Here is a 14,678-nt window from a genome sequence, read left to right on the forward strand (position 1 = left end):
CCAGGCCCAGGTCGGCGTCGGCCAGCTCGGCTGCTCGGGCTACGACCGTGTCCAGCACCGCTCCCGGGTCGTCGCCGGACAGGGCGGTGCTCGTGATCTCGGTGGCGGCGGACAGCGCCCGCGCGGCTAGCGTCGGATCCATGAGTTCCGCCATTATCGCGCGGCGCGGTGGCGGCGCGGCAAGGACACAGCGGGAATCGATCATGTGACCGGCACCCGGGTGACGACCCGGCCGTCGCGGACCTCGAGGACCACGTCCGCTCCGGCCGCTTCGTCCGCCCGGTGTGTCACGTGCACCACCGTCCGGCCGGCCAACGCCTCCCGCAGGTGCGCGCGCACCGCCTGGGCCGTCACCTCGTCCAGGTGGGCCGTGGGCTCGTCCAGCAACACCAGTCCCGCCGACGGCGCGCCGAGCAGCGCCCGCGCCAGGGCCACGCGCTGGGCCTGGCCGCCGGACAGTCCGGTGCCGCCACTGCCGAGCAGCGTCTCCGGTGGCACCTCAGTCAGCGCTGCCGCGCGCAACGCCGAGCGCAGCTCCTCCTCGGTCGCCGACGGGCGGGCCATCCTCAAGTTCTCGGCGACCGTCGTCGCCGCGAGCATCGGCTCCTGCGGGGCCCACGCCACCCCCTCCGGCACCGCGACCACGCCACGGCGCGGCGCGAGGAACCCCAGCAGCGCCGCAACGAGCGTCGACTTCCCCGCCCCGCTCGGGCCGACCACCGCGGCGTACGTGCCCGGGGCGAGGTCGACGTCGACGCCGTGCAGCACCACCGGTCCGCCCGGCCAGCCGAGGTCCGCGCCCCGCAGCGAGACACCCCGCGCCGAAGCGGGAGACGGTGGCGATTCCGGCACGTCGGCGAGGCGGCGGCGCGCGCGTCGCAGTGTGTCCCAGTGCTGCGCCACCGGTGGGAGCATCGCCAAGACCTCCGCCAGCGCGAGCGGCACCAACGCCAGCAGGGGCGCCAGGACGGGGTCGAGCCGACCACCCGCGACGGCCTGCGCGGCGAACGCCATGCTGATGACGGCCGCCGCTCCGCAGACCAGCGTGACCAGTGCTTCCGCTGCGCCCGCGCCGAAAGCCTGCCGACGCGCTTGCGTTACCAGACGGCTGTCGGCCTCGGCGAGGGCTCCGCGGTGGCTGGCCGCCGTCCCGAAGGCGAGCAGCTCGGCCGCCGCTTCGAACATCGTCAAGACTCGCGTGGCCACTTCGCGGCGGCCGTCCGCCAGCGCCGACGTTGCCCGGCGCTCGGCGTGCAGCGCCACCCACGGCGCGCCCAGCCCGAGCGCCACCGCCGCCGCGAGCGTCAGCCCGGCCGCGGGCAGCACCCACGTCTGGACGGCGATCGCGCCGGCCGCGACCAACGCCACCACCAGCGGTGGCGACACCACGCGCGGCAGGAGGTCGCGCACCGTGTCGACGTCGCCGACCAGCCGGCGTTGTCCCTCGCCCGCACGCAGGCCGCGCGCCGGCCCGAGCCGGACCAGGGAATTCCAGAGCCGCACGCGGACGCGGCCGGCGATGCGGAACGCGGCGTCGTGGGTGACCAGCCGTTCGACGTACCGGAGCGCGGCCCGGCCGAGTCCGAACGCGCGGACGCCGACGACCGCGACGGTCAGGGTCAGGATCGGCGGCTGCTGGGACGCCTTGGCGATCAGCCAGCCCGACGTCGCCGTCAGCGCCACCCCGGCCAGCAACGCCAGCGCGCCCAGTGCGGCGCCGCCGAAGAGCCGTCCGTCGAGGAGCGCGCGCCACCCCAGCGGCGCGCCGGATTCGTCCACTGTGGACATCTCGGTGACCGTCGTGCTTTCGGTCGGCAGGTCGACCGCCGCGGTGCGCTCGTGGGCCGCGATGATCGCGGCGGCGCCGTTGTCGACGGCGCGCTGCACGGCGTCGAGCACCAGCCGCGCACTGGCCTCGTCGAGGTGTGCCGTCGGCTCGTCGAGCAGCAGCAGCCAGGCTCCGCGCTGCACGCGCACCAGGGCCCGGGCGACGGCGACGCGCTGACGCTGCCCCAGCGACAACCGGGAAACCGGCCGGTCCGCGAGCTCAGCCAGCCCGAATTCGGCGAGGACCGCGTCCGAGCCTGCTTCCTCGCGAACCGTGCCGCCGGTGAACACCGGCGACTGCGGCACCCACGCGACCTGTTCGCGCCAGCGCGCGAGGTCGGCGTCGGCGAGGTCCGTGGACCCGATCGTGATGCTGCCGTCGTGCGCCGGGACGAAGCCGAGCAGGGCCGAGAGCGTCGTCGACTTGCCGCCGCCGCTCGGGGCGCGGAGCCAGACCGTCTCGCCTGGCCGGACCGCGAACGACTCGCCGTCCGGCGCGAACCCGCCGCGCCGCGCGACGCGCAGGGACGTCACGCGCAGCTCGCCGCGTGACGGAACCGCGGTTCCCGAAGCAGGCACCGGCAGGGCCAGCAGGTCGGCGACGCGCCGGACCGCTTCGACGCCGTCCTCGCTCGCGTGGAACGCGGCACCGACCGCGCGCAGCGGCTGGTAGCACTCCGGCGCGAGGATCAGCACGCCGAGCCCGATGGCCAGCGGCAGGTTCCCGCCGGCGAGCCGGACGCCGATCACCACCGCGACGAGCGCGACCGACAGCGTCGCGACCAGTTCGAGCACGAACGCCGAGGAGAAGGCGACCTTCAACGTCTTGAGCGTCGCGCGGCGGTGGCGTTCGGACAGGCGCCGGACAGTCTCGCCCTGCGCCGCGGCGCGGCGGAACGCGGTCAGCACCGGCAGCACGCGCACGAGTTCCAGGAGCCGCTCGGACATCCGGTGCGTCGCGTCGGTCGCGCCGGCGACGCGGTCGGCGGTGTACTTGCCGACGAGGATCGCGAACACCGGCAGCAGCGGCACGGTCAGCGCGATGATCACGCCGGACGGCCAGTCGGCGAACAGGATCGCGGCGCCGGCGCCGAGGGGTACGACGGCCGCCGTCACCAGGGCGGGAAGGTATTCGCGGAAGTAGGCGTCGAGCGCGTCGAGGCCGCGGGTGGTGAGCGCGGTCAGCTCGCCGTGGCCGCGCTGGGCGATCCACTCGGGCCCCAGGCGCAATGCGTGGTCGACGGCCTTGGCGCGCAGCTCGCGCTGGGCGGTCGCGGCGGCGCGGGCGGAGACCGTGCGCACCGCCCAGCCGGTCAGCGCGCGCGTCGCGACGAGCGCGAGCAGCGCGGCCAGCTGGGCGGTGCGTCCCCCGGAACCTGCTCCGACGATCGCCGCGAGGACGTCGGCGAGCAGGAATGCCTGTGCCACCAGCGCGGCGGCGTTGAGGAAGGACAGGAAGCCGACCAGGGCCAGCGCCCGGCGCACGGCCGGCACGAGGGCCGGCAGCGCGCCGAGCGGACCCTTTCCCGGCCGCGCCGAGTCCACTGTGGACTCCGAGGCGAGAAGGGGAGCGCGTCCGGGAGGCTTGGTCATGGCGCGTGGACCGCCGGGATGTGCTGGGTGCCGATGCGCTTGCGGAACACCCAGTACGTCCAGCCCTGGTAGACCAGCACGGCGGGGGCGCCGAAGACGGCGACCCACGTCATCACGGTCAGGGTGTACGGGCTCGAGGCGGCGCCGGCGATGGTCAGCGTGTTGGCGGCGTCGAGGGTCGAGGGCAGGACGTTCGGGAAGAGCGAGCCGAACATCGTGACGGCGGCCCCGGCGATGACGACGCCGAGCGCGGCGAACGCCTGCCCGTCCCGGTCGGCGCGCAGCCGCAGCCAGGCGACGACCGCGGCGGCGGCGCTGACGCCGAACGCGAGCAGCGTCCACAGCGTGCCGGCGCGCCACTGGACGACCGAGAGGAACGCGACCATCGGCACCATGGCGACGGGCAGGAGCTTGATCGCCAGGTTCTTCGCCCGTTCCCGCAGGTCACCACTGGTTTTGAGGGCGAGGAACGCGGCGCCGTGGGTGATGGAGAAGGCGGCGATCGCGACCGCGCCGAGCAGGGTGTCCCAGCGGACGGCGGCGAACGCGGACCCGACGCGGTTGCCGTCGGCGTCCAGCGGCAGGCCGAGGACCGTGGTGGCGAGGATGAGCCCGACGCCCAGCGGCGGGATCCAGGAGCCGATCATGATGACGCGGTCCCAGTTGCGCCGCCAGCGCTCGGAGTCGACCTTGCCGCGGTACTCGAAGGCGACGCCGCGGCCGATGAGGGCGAGCAGCACGAGCAGCAGCGGCAGGTAGGCGGCCGAGAACAGCCCGGCGTACCAGGCGGGGAAGGCGGCGAACATGGCGCCGCCGGCGACGATGAGCCAGACCTCGTTGCCGTCCCAGACAGGCCCGATGGTGTTGACCATGACCCGGCGTTCGGTGTTGTCCCGCGCGAGCACCGGCAGCAGCATGCCGACGCCGAAGTCGAAGCCTTCGAGGAAGAGGTAGCCGAGCCAGAAGAAGGCGATGACGACGAACCAGGCGATTTCGAGGGTCATCGGACACCTACCACACCGGGCCGACGACGGCCGCCGTCCGCGGGCTGATCGCGGTGAGTTATCCACAACGGGTCGAGTTGTCCACAGATTTGCTGTGGGTAACCCATGCGGGTAGCCAAGCCGATACGCTGGGTTCGGGGACGCCCCCCGGGAAGGGTGGGGGCTGCTTTTGGTAAGACTGGGGCGGCCGCATAGCCGCTGAGCTGGGGATTTGTCATCTCTCGGCCCTCAGTAGGCGAAGGCGAGCGTGTCGTCGCCCGTCTTGTCGGGTTCCGGCTTCGGAGGCATCACCGCTTCGACGCCGCCGCGGATGTACTTGCGCATCAGGTACAGCTCCACCACGCCCAGGGCCGCGTACACCGTGGTCAGTGCGATCAGCGAGACCCACACCTCGCCGGTCGTCACCCGCGAGACCGCCTGGGCGGTGAACATCCAGACGCCGTCGACGCCGGACGGGTTGGGCGCCACCACGAACGGCTGACGGCCCATCTCGGTGAAGATCCAGCCCGCGCTGTTGCCCAGGAACGGCGTCGCGATGCCACCGAGGACCAGCCAGGGGAACCAGCGGCTGCCCGGGAGGCGGCCCCGGCGGGTCAGCCACAGGGCCAGGACGCCGATGCCCGCCGAGATCGCCCCGAAGCCGATCATCATGCGGAAACCCCAGTACGTCACCGGCAGGTTCGGGACGTAGTCGATCGGCTTGCCGGCCAGCGAACCGAGCGCCGGGTCGTCCGGGTAGTTCGTGCCGTACTTGGCCTGGTACTCCGTCACCAGGTTCTCCACGCCCTTGACTTCGGTCTTGAAGTCGTTGTGCGCCAGGAACGACAGCAGCGCGGGCACGTTGAACGTCTTCACGTCCTCGCAGTTCGCGCCCGAGACGTCGCCGATCGCGATGATCGAGAAGCTCGCCGGCTCTTCCGTGTGGCACAGCGCTTCCGCCGACGCCATCTTCATCGGCTGCTGCTCGAACATGAGCTTGCCCTGCGTGTCACCGGTGATCGCCAGGACCGCGAAGGCCGCCACGCCGACCCAGCCACCCAGCCGCAGCGAGGAGCGCCAGACGTCCTCGTGGTCGCCGCGCCGCCAGAGGTGCCAGCCCGCGACGCCCACCAGGAACGCCGCCGCCACCGAGAACGCGCCGGCCAGGGTGTGCGGGATCGCGGCCAGCGCCGTGTTGTTCGTCAGCACCGCCCAGATCGAGTTCATGGTCGGCTTGCCGTTCTCGAACGTCACGCCCACCGGGTGCTGCATCCACGAGTTCGCGGCCAGGATGAAGTACGCCGAAGCCATCGTGGCCAGCGAAAACGCCCACGCGCACGCCAGGTGGACCTTCTTCGGCAGCCGGTCCCAGCCGAAGATCCACAGGCCGAGGAACGTCGACTCGACGAAGAACGCGACGAGCCCTTCCATCGCCAGCGGGGCGCCGAAGACGTCGCCGACGAAGCGGGAGTACGCGCTCCAGTTCATCCCGAACTGGAACTCCTGCACGATCCCGGTCACCACGCCCATGGCGAAGTTGACCAGCAGCAGCTTGCCCCAGAACTTGGTCATCTTCAGGTGCCGCAGCTCACCGGTGCGGACCCAGCGGGTCTGCATCGCCGCGACCAGGATCGACAGCCCGATGGTCAGCGGGACCATCAGGAAGTGGTAGACGGTGGTGATGCCGAACTGCCACCGCGCTAGCTCAAGGACCTCCACGCCCTCCAGCGTGCTCCGGCCCTGGTGGGGCGGCTAGATCAAACAGTCCCGTCCGGGCCGGGACCAACGTCCTTCACCTGGTCGAGCGTCTGCCGCGCCTCTTCGGCGACGCCGCGCCGCGCTCCGGCGGAGCCCAGCGAGAGGACGTGTTCCAGCGCCAGCGCGTACGCGGTGTCGAACGCCTTGTCCGCGGCGACCGGGACGTCCGGCGACACGCCGACACCTTCCCAGTTCTCCCCCGTCGCCGGGTCGTAGGAGCGGGCGATCGACACCGTCACGTCCAGGTAGGTGTCCACTTTGTACTGCTCACGCGGGTGGGCGCCGCCCCGCGTCGCCTCGCCGACAGTCTTCGCCCGACCCTGCCGCTGCAGCGAGAACGCGAGGTCCTCGCCGCCGGAGAAGGTCGCCGGGCCGGTGAGCACCCAGATCGGCTTGGTCCCGCCGAACTTCGGGCCCGGCACGTACGGCAGCGTCCACATCTGGGTCACGCGGTCGCCGTCGCGCTCGTAGATGTCGAGGTAGTGCGTCCGCTCGTCGACCAGGTAGCTCTGCAGGAACGCGCTGGTGTCCGGGGTGCCGCCGCGGTTGCGCCGCACGTCGAGCAGCAGCGCGTCGGCCGGCGCGACCAGCGTCATCGCCGCCGAGACCGCCGCCGCCGCGATGTCGAGCGGGTAGAGCAGGGTCGTGTCGAGGTAGCCGACGTTGCCCGGCAGCCGCCGCACCGCCGCGACGCCGAAGTTCTCCAGCTCGGCCGCGCGCCGGAAGTCCTCCGACGCGTGCTCCGCGTCGCCGTCCTCGGCCACCGGGTCGGCGTGGTGGCGCAGCCGGAGGTGCTTGTCGTCGTTCACCGACTGCAGGTCCGTCGTGACGGCCGTCGCGAATTCCGCGTCGTCGAGGCCGGCGTACGCGCCTTCATCGAGACGCGCGCGAAGCACCTTCGCCAGCTTCGCGGCAACGTCCGGAAAGACGTAGTGGGCTTCCAGCCGCCGGATGACCTCTTCGACCTGCGCAGCACGCGCTTCAGACCCCATGCCGGCCAACCTACCGCAGGCCACAACCGAAAATTCGGTGTGCCGAAAAAAATTGTGTGACGCCCCTGGACATCAAATTCACGGCGCCGATCCAGCAATTTCGCACCAGCCATCTGCTTGCGGCTTTCCCGGCCGTCCCTTTATCGTTGCAGTGAAAGGGGCGAAAGAATACTCATGACTGCCGCTATGGTGGCGTTGATCAGCGCGTTCGGCCTGGTCCTCGCCGTGGAACTGCCGGACAAGACGCTCGTCGCCACCCTGGTGCTGACCACCCGTTTCCGCGGCTGGCCGGTTTTCGCCGGTGTCTGCGCCGCGTTCGCCGTGCAATGCGTCATAGCGGTCGCGTTCGGCAGCGTGCTGACGCTGTTGCCGGACTTGGTCCTTTCGCTGGTCGTCGCCGGGATGTTCGGCCTCGGCTCGTTCATGCTCCTTCGCGAGGGTTTCAGCAAAGCCGACGAAGCAGGCGACGACGCGTCGCGCGTCGGCCCGGCTCCGCAGACCTTCCTCCGCTCGGCGATGACGTCGTTCGGCGTGCTCTTCGCCGCCGAGTGGGGTGACGCCTCCCAGCTCGCGACGGCGAGCCTCGCCGCCCGGATCGGCAACCCCGTCGCCGTCGGTGTCGGCGCCTTCGCCGCGCTCGTCGTGGTCGCCGGGCTCGCCGTGTTCATCGGCGCGAAGATCCGCAGCCGGATCAAGCCGAAGCTGATCCAGCGCTGCGCCGGGTTCGCGTTCGCCGGATTCGCCGCGTTCGCCCTGGTCCAGCTGGCCTTCTGACCGCTGCCTCACAGGTTCACCCGGTAACCTTTCGGAAACGAAAGGGGGAGCACCGGGTGAACTCGCCGCAGACGCACGCCGTCTCGCCACTGCACGGCCGGGTCGCGCTCGGCGGCATCGGCCTCGCCGTGGCCATCTCGATCGACCTGCACCTGCGGCTGTCCGCCCAGGTCAGCCCGGTCTGGCAGACGCTTTCGGAGTACGTCTACGGCAAGCTCGGCACGTCCTCGGCCGCACCCCTGTTCAGCGTGATGTGCCTGGCCCTGTCGCTCGGCTCGGTGGCGCTGCTCGCCGGGATCGCCAAGGCCCACCGCCCGGGCACCACGGCCGTCTGCGTGCTGCTCGGCGTCTGGTCGGCGGGGCTGCTGGTGTGCGGACTCGTCCCGGTGGACCCGGACGGTCAGGCGCGTTCGCTCGCCGGCCAGGTGCACAACATCGCCGCGCTCACGGCGTTCGTCGCGCTGCCCGCCGCCGCGTTCGTGCTGACGAAGAAGGGCCGCGAGCGCTGCCCGTGGGAGCCGCGCCGGACGACGATCCGGCGGCTGGCCACGGCGAGCTTCAGCAGCGTCGGCGTGGTGCTCGGCGGGTTCGTCCTGACGCTCGTCCTCGGCCCGGCCCAGCAGGACGTCACCCTCGGCCTGTTCGAGCGCCTGCTGTTCACCGTCGACGTCGCCCTGCTGCTGACGATGGTGCGGCCGCTGCTCAGCCGTCCGTCCTGAGGATGCCGGCCAGCCGGGTGGCGGCCGCGAGAACCTGAGGACCCACTTCCGCCGCCTTCAGCGGCTCCATCGACACGACACCGACGCTCGCCCGCAACCCCGGAACTCCGCGGACGGGCGCCGCGACCCCGGACGCACCCGCCTCGAGCTCGCCCGCCGACGTCACCCAGCCGTCACCGCCCGGGCGCAGCGTCATCGCCTTGCCGGCCGCGCCGGCGGTCAGCGGATGCCTGCTGCCGACGCGGTAGGCGACGTGGAAGTTCGTCCACGACGGCTCGACGACGGCCACCGCAAGCGCTTGCGTCCCCTGCGCGACCGAAAGGTGCGCGGTCGCGCCCACCTTCTCGGCCAGCTCGCGCAGCACCGGGCCGGCCGCGTCCCGCAGCTGCGGCAGCACCTGACCGGCCAGCCGGAGCAGCCCGACGCCGAGCCGGACCTTGGTGCCGTCGCGCCAGACCAGTCCGCGCTCGGACAGCGGCACGAGCAGCCGGTAGACGGCCGCCCGGCTGGCTCCGATGGCCACCGCCAGCTCGGAGATGGTCGCCGCGTCACCGCCGGCGTCGGCCACGGCCTGCAGCAGCGCCAAGCCCCGGTCGAGCGTCAGCGACCCCTCCCGGCTGGTCACAGCAAGCCGAGTTCGCCCAGGTCGGCGACCGGCTCCTCGAACGACGCCGCCGCGTAGGACGCGAAGAGCGCCCGGACGGCCTTCGCGGCCGGCTCGGACAGCGCGCGGGCCTCGTCGGCCAGTGCCTGGGCGTCGGTCGACTCCAGCGCACCCCGGACGTCGCCGCCGGCGAGGCTGCGCGCGGAGGCCACCAGCAGGTTCAGGAAGCCGTGGTGCACGAACCCGCTGCCCGGGTCGGTGTGCCGGACCGCGCGGTGCAGGCTGTTCGTCGCCTTGAACGACGCCCCGGCCGACCCGCTGACGACGGCCAGGAAGTCCGCCACCTCGTCGACGCTGGGGAAGTTCTCGCCCGCCTGCCCGCCGCAGCGGATCTTCGGCCAGCTGCCGTGCTCGATCACCTTGCGGACGCCGTCGAGCCAGCCGACGCCGCGCCGCGGCTCGACGACCCGGATGACGTCCTCGGGCACGAACTCCGAGACGCGCTCGAGCCACACCTCGTCGACGTCCGACGGCGCCGGCATCTCGACCATCCGGAGCGCGAGCAGCTCACTGCGCGACTCGACGATCGAGATGGCCTTCGGGACACCGCCCAGGCCGGTGTCGATGATCAGCGAAAACGGCAGCGGCTGCTTCGGCTTGATCTTGATCAGCTCGGTGATGAGCTCGGGCAGCCGCGACGCCTGGCAGAGGAAAACCCCCAGTACACCGGCGTGTTCGGACTCCCGGCCCGCGAAGTGCGCACGCAGCGCTTCGGGCATGGCCGCACCGACCGGAGGGAACAGCGCCGAGTCGTCGACGAGCCTCGCGAACAGGGGAGGAATTCCACGGGGGCCGGGGGGCGTGAGTTCCACAGCGCTTGACACGACTGACACGCTAGTAGCGTACGACATGAGGACAAAATCGTTCGCACAACGAACACGTCAGAAGGGGACGTCGATGCCTTACTACCGGCGAGTAGGCGAGCTCCCGCACAAGCGGCACACCGCGTTCCGGAAGCCGGACGGCGGCCTCTACGCCGAAGAGCTGATGGGCGTCGAGGGCTTCTCGGCCGACTCCGCGCTGCTCTACCACCGCGGCCTGCCGACGGCGATCGTCGACGCCGTCGCGGTCGAGGAGGACCGCGGGTCGCTCACCCCGAACCACCCGCTCAAGCCGCGCGCGTTCAAGACCCAGGACCTCAAGTTCGGCGGCGAAGCCGACGCGGTCACCGACCGCCGCCGGCTGTTCGGCAACAACGACGTCACCATCGGGTTCGTCACGGCCACCGCGCCGAGCCCGCTGTACCGCAACGCGGCCGGCGACGAGCTGTTCTACGTCCACGGCGGCGCCGCGACCGTCGAGACCATCTACGGCCGCCTGGAGGTCGGCGACGGCGACTACGTCGTCATCCCGACGTCGTGCACCTACCGGGTCGTCCCCCACGGCGAGGTCAACCTCTTCACCCTGGAGGCGCGCGGCCACATCGGCCCGCCGAAGCGCTACCTGTCGGCGAAGGGCCAGTTCCTGGAGCACTCGCCGTACTGCGAGCGCGACATCCGCGGGCCGGCCGAGCCGCTGCTGGAAGACGGCGAGGACGTCGAGGTGCTCGTGCGCCACCGCGCCGGGCTGACGCGCTACACGTACGCGACGCACCCGTTCGACGTCGTCGGCTGGGACGGCTGCCTCTACCCGTGGGTGTTCAACATCGACGACTTCGAGCCGATCACCGGCCGCGTGCACCAGCCGCCGCCCGTGCACCAGACGTTCGAGGGCCCGAACTTCGTCGTCTGCTCCTTCTGCCCGCGGAAGGTCGATTACCACGAAGGCGCGATCCCGGTGCCGTACAACCACGCGAACGTCGACTCCGACGAGCTGATGTTCTACGTGCGCGGCAACTACGAGGCCCGCAAGGGCTCGGGGATCGGCATCGGCTCGCTGTCGCTGCACCCGTCCGGCTTCACGCACGGCCCGCAGCCGGGCGCGGCGGAGGCGTCGATCGGCGCGGAGTTCTTCGACGAGACCGCCGTCATGGTCGACACGTTCGCGCCGCTGGAGCTCGGCGAAGCCGCCGACGCGTCCGAAGACCCGGGCTACGCCTGGACGTGGTCGCGCCGCGGCCCCAAGTCGTAGTCAAGTTTCGGGATTACCGTCCCCTCGTCGTTCCGCCGCCCGGATAATGAAAATCCGGGTGGCGGAACGGGGAGGCACGATGATCAATTCCCAACCAGTGCGGCGCAAGAGAAAAATTCTCCCGTTCGTGGCCGCGATCGTGGTCGCCGCCGGCCTGATCATCGGCATCCGCTACTGGACCAGCAGTTCGGGCGACGCCGCCGACGCACCGAAGTGCTCGGGCTCCGACGCGGTGGCGCTGAACGTGGCTTCCTCACCGGAGAAGGTGGGCATCGTCCAGGAAGCCGCGAAGGCCTACTCCGGACGGACGGTCGCCGGGCACTGCGTCGACGTGACCGTGCGGTCGAAGTCGTCCGGCGTCGCGATGCAGGCGCTGGCGAACGGCTGGAACGAAGCCACCGACGGGCCGCGCCCGGACGTCTGGACGCCCGCAGCGAGCGGCTGGGTCAACCTGCTGCGCGTCAACGCGAAGGGCGACACGGCCTCGATCGCGCCGGACGGTGACCCGCCGTCGATCGCGAACTCGCCGCTGGTCGTCGCGATGCCGAAGCCGATGGCCGAAGCGCTCGGCTGGCCCGGCAAGGCGATCGGCTGGAAGAACCTCGCCGCGCTGGCCACTGACCCGGCGGGCTGGGCGAAGTACGGCCACCCGGAGTGGGGGAAGTTCCGGCTCGGCAAGACGAACCCGAACATCTCGACGTCCGGCCTGAACGCCACCATCGGCGCCTACTACGCCGCGACCGGCACGTCGTCCGACCTCACGACGGCCGCGCTCGAGAAGCCGGACGCGAAGCAGTTCGTCACGAACCTCGAGCAGGCGATCGTGCACTACGGCGACACCACGCTCACCTTCCTGACCAACCTGCAGAAGGCCGACGACAAGGGCGCGGCGCTGTCGTACATCTCGGCGGTCACCGTCGAGGAGAACTCGCTGATCGGCTACAACCAGGGCAACCCGACGAACGACCCGGCCAAGGTCGGGCAGCACGGGCCGCCGAAGGTGCCGCTGGTGGCGATCTACCCGGGTGACGGGACGCTGAACTCCGACCACCCGTTCGTCACGCTGAACTGGGCGGACGCCACGCGCAAGCAGATCGCCGCGGACTTCCTGGGCTACCTGCGCCAGGACGAGACGCAGGCGAAGTTCGCCGCGCTCGGCTTCCGGTCGTTCGAGGGCAAGCCGGGCCCGCAGGTGACGACGGCCAACGGCGTCCAGCCGGACGCGAAGATCACGTTCCTGCGGCCGCCGTCGCCGTCGGTGCTGTCGAAGCTGCTGGCGTCCTGGACCGACCTGCGCAAGAAGGCGAACGTGCTGCTCGTCGTGGACGTCTCGGGTTCGATGGGCGACGAGGTGCGGGGCACCGGCAAGAGCAAGATCGACCTGGCCAAGCAGGCCGCGATCGACTCGCTCGGCCAGTTCGTGCCCCGCGACCAGGTCGGGCTCTGGCAGTTCGCGACCCACCTCGACGGCGACAAGGACTACCAGGAGCTGCTGCCGGTCCAGGCGCTCGGCAACAGCGGCAAGGAGACGCTGGCGATGCGGCTGAGCGGGCTGACACCCCAGTCCGGCACGGGGCTGTACGACTCGGCGCTGGCCGCGTACCAGTACCTGAACGCCCACCTCGACCCGACGGCGATCAACGCGGTCGTGGTGCTCACCGACGGCCGCAACGAGGACTCCGGCGGCGTCGACCTCGAACACCTGCTGCCGCAGCTGCGGCCCGAGGGCAACGCGGAGTCGGTCCGCCTGTTCACCATCGCCTACGGCGCGGACGCCGACCAGGACGTGCTGAAGCAGATCTCGGAAGCGACGGCGGGTTCGGAGTACGATTCGTCCAAACCGGACTCGATCAACCAGGTGTTCACCTCCGTGATTTCCAACTTCTGATGAAGTTCGCCCGTGAGCTCGCCGAACCGTGGGGCGTGCTGCTCGCCGCCACGTCGGCCGGCGTGGCGTGGGCCGTGCAGCTGCCGGTCGCCGCCGCCGTCGGGGTCGGCGTGGCGGTGCTCGCCGCGCGGGCGGGCGTCGCCGTGGTCGCCCGCGAGAAGGAGCCGACGCCGCGCCAGGCCCGCGTGCTCGACGTGGCGCCGGGATCGGCCGAGGAGAACTGGCTGAACCGGGCGTCGGCCGCGGCCGACGGGTTCGCCGCACTGAGCGGCTCGCTGGCTTCCGGCCCGCTCGCCGAGCGCGTCGCGGACATGGAGCCGGTGGTCCAGGAGACGCTGTCGACGCTGCACCGCCTGGCCGGCCGGGCGTCGGCGACCGGCCAGGCACTGGCGCGCGTCGACCTCGACGCCGTCACGCGCGAACGCAGCCGGCTGCAGCGTGACCTGCGCACGGCCCGGCCGGAGGTCCGCGGCGACCTCGAGCAGGCGCTGACGGCGGTCCAGGCCCAGGCGGACGTGCACGCCCGCCTGTCCGGCGCGCGGGACAAGCTGCTGGCCCAGCTGCAGTCCGGCGCGCTCGGCCTGGACAGCCTGGTGGCGCGGGTGGCCGAGCTGACGGCGGCGACCACGGACGTCACGGTGGACACGGGTGCGGTGCGCGAGCTGACCGACCAGCTGGAGGGCATCCGGCAGGGCGTGCTGGAGACCGAGCAGGCGACGCGGAAGTCGCTGGGCTGACCAGGTGCACGACCGGACCGCGCGGTGAGGTGAACTTGCGTCCCATGAAGGCAGAGTGGAGATCGACCGCGCGCAGTCAGTGGGTCCTCGACGCGAAAGGGGCGGACGACGAGCCCGTGCCGCCGTCGGTCCTCGCCGAATGGCAGCGCTACCAGCGGACCGCGTGGAGCGCGCGGCGCCTGCATTCCATCATCGAGGTCACGAGCCTGATCGTGACCGCGACGATCCCGGTGCTCGCGGCGTTCGCCGTCGACGCGCGGCTCATCGCCGCGGTCGGGTCGCTCGCCGTGCTGATCAACGGCCTCCGCGCGCTGGGCGGGTACAAGGAGAACTGGACCAGCCGCACCCGGGCGCGGTACGCGATCGAGAAGGAGATCGCGTTGTTCGCCGCCAAGCACGGAAGCTATGCGAGCTCCGGCGCAGCGGCCGTTTTGGTGGAGACGGTCGAGGAGATCTGCGCGGGCGAACGCGACGGCTGGGTTGCGCTGCGGTTGTCCTACGGTAACGCCCGGGAGAACCCGACGACGAGCTGAAGTCAGCCGGGACGGCCGGCGCCGGCGGCCCTTTTGTTCTTCGCGAGGTGACGCGGGAGGTCCGCGAGCCCGGGATGCGCGTTGCGTCGGCGAATGCGGGTCGGCTGGGCGACAAGACAATGCGACGCAACTGCGAGGGG

The 14,678-nt window shown here is 71.6% G+C and carries 12 protein-coding genes; 6 read left to right on the top strand and 6 right to left on the bottom strand.

Features of this window, described 5'->3' with window-relative positions; translation table 11 throughout:
* Positions 1-201: 201 nt before the first annotated feature.
* The 4 genes from cydD to ACLJPY_RS07730 all read right to left on the bottom strand — a co-directional run bounded on the left by cydD (position 202) and on the right by ACLJPY_RS07730 (position 7,153).
* A complete protein-coding gene (gene cydD, locus ACLJPY_RS07715) occupies positions 202-3,420 on the bottom strand; it encodes a thiol reductant ABC exporter subunit CydD (RefSeq protein WP_410587318.1) in 3,219 nt (1,072 codons plus the stop codon).
* The gene (gene cydB, locus ACLJPY_RS07720) at positions 3,417-4,424 is read right to left on the bottom strand and encodes a cytochrome d ubiquinol oxidase subunit II (RefSeq protein WP_410587319.1); all 1,008 of its coding nucleotides are present in this window, start codon (positions 4,422-4,424) and stop codon (positions 3,417-3,419) included. The genes cydD and cydB overlap by 4 nt, the downstream gene beginning before the upstream one ends.
* Positions 4,425-4,652: 228 nt before the next feature.
* Positions 4,653-6,122 carry a cytochrome ubiquinol oxidase subunit I gene (locus tag ACLJPY_RS07725; RefSeq protein WP_410587320.1) on the bottom strand — a complete coding sequence of 490 codons (1,470 nt, stop codon included), beginning with the start codon at positions 6,120-6,122 and terminating at the stop codon, positions 4,653-4,655.
* 38 nt (positions 6,123-6,160) lie between these two features.
* A complete protein-coding gene (locus tag ACLJPY_RS07730; protein ID WP_410587321.1) occupies positions 6,161-7,153 on the bottom strand; it encodes a S41 family peptidase in 993 nt (330 codons plus the stop codon).
* A 186-nt stretch (positions 7,154-7,339) separates the two neighbouring features.
* Between ACLJPY_RS07730 and ACLJPY_RS07735 the strand changes: the two genes are divergently transcribed.
* The gene (locus tag ACLJPY_RS07735; protein WP_410587619.1) at positions 7,340-7,927 is read left to right on the top strand and encodes a TMEM165/GDT1 family protein; all 588 of its coding nucleotides are present in this window, start codon (positions 7,340-7,342) and stop codon (positions 7,925-7,927) included.
* A 56-nt stretch (positions 7,928-7,983) separates the two neighbouring features.
* On the top strand, positions 7,984-8,646 hold the full coding sequence (locus tag ACLJPY_RS07740; RefSeq protein WP_410587322.1) for a DUF998 domain-containing protein: 663 nt from the start codon (positions 7,984-7,986) through the stop codon (positions 8,644-8,646).
* On the opposite strand, the gene ACLJPY_RS07745 is transcribed toward ACLJPY_RS07740, so the two are convergent.
* Both ACLJPY_RS07745 and ACLJPY_RS07750 read right to left on the bottom strand, forming a co-directional pair.
* The gene (locus ACLJPY_RS07745) at positions 8,630-9,271 is read right to left on the bottom strand and encodes an IclR family transcriptional regulator (RefSeq protein ID WP_410587323.1); all 642 of its coding nucleotides are present in this window, start codon (positions 9,269-9,271) and stop codon (positions 8,630-8,632) included. The two genes, ACLJPY_RS07740 and ACLJPY_RS07745, sit on opposite strands and share 17 nt — an antisense overlap.
* On the bottom strand, positions 9,268-10,122 hold the full coding sequence (locus ACLJPY_RS07750; protein ID WP_410587620.1) for a hypothetical protein: 855 nt from the start codon (positions 10,120-10,122) through the stop codon (positions 9,268-9,270). Before ACLJPY_RS07750 ends, ACLJPY_RS07745 begins: the two co-directional genes overlap by 4 nt.
* A gap of 85 nt (positions 10,123-10,207) precedes the next feature.
* Between ACLJPY_RS07750 and ACLJPY_RS07755 the strand changes: the two genes are divergently transcribed.
* The 4 genes from ACLJPY_RS07755 (at position 10,208) to ACLJPY_RS07770 (ending at position 14,538) form a co-directional block, all read left to right on the top strand.
* Positions 10,208-11,380: a homogentisate 1,2-dioxygenase gene (locus tag ACLJPY_RS07755; protein ID WP_410587324.1), complete on the top strand. Its 1,173-nt coding sequence runs from the start codon at positions 10,208-10,210 to the stop codon at positions 11,378-11,380.
* 79 nt (positions 11,381-11,459) lie between these two features.
* Positions 11,460-13,268 carry a substrate-binding and VWA domain-containing protein gene (locus tag ACLJPY_RS07760; RefSeq protein ID WP_410587325.1) on the top strand — a complete coding sequence of 603 codons (1,809 nt, stop codon included), beginning with the start codon at positions 11,460-11,462 and terminating at the stop codon, positions 13,266-13,268.
* Positions 13,268-14,005 (top strand): hypothetical protein, encoded by a 738-nt coding sequence (locus tag ACLJPY_RS07765; RefSeq protein WP_410587326.1) that lies wholly within the window; start codon positions 13,268-13,270, stop codon positions 14,003-14,005. The genes ACLJPY_RS07760 and ACLJPY_RS07765 overlap by 1 nt, the downstream gene beginning before the upstream one ends.
* A gap of 44 nt (positions 14,006-14,049) precedes the next feature.
* Complete coding sequence (locus tag ACLJPY_RS07770; RefSeq protein WP_410587327.1) at positions 14,050-14,538, top strand: DUF4231 domain-containing protein; 489 nt, start codon at positions 14,050-14,052, stop codon at positions 14,536-14,538.
* Positions 14,539-14,678 lie beyond the last annotated feature (140 nt).

Source organism: Amycolatopsis sp. lyj-23, from assembly GCF_046549135.1.
GTDB lineage: Bacteria > Actinomycetota > Actinomycetes > Mycobacteriales > Pseudonocardiaceae > Amycolatopsis.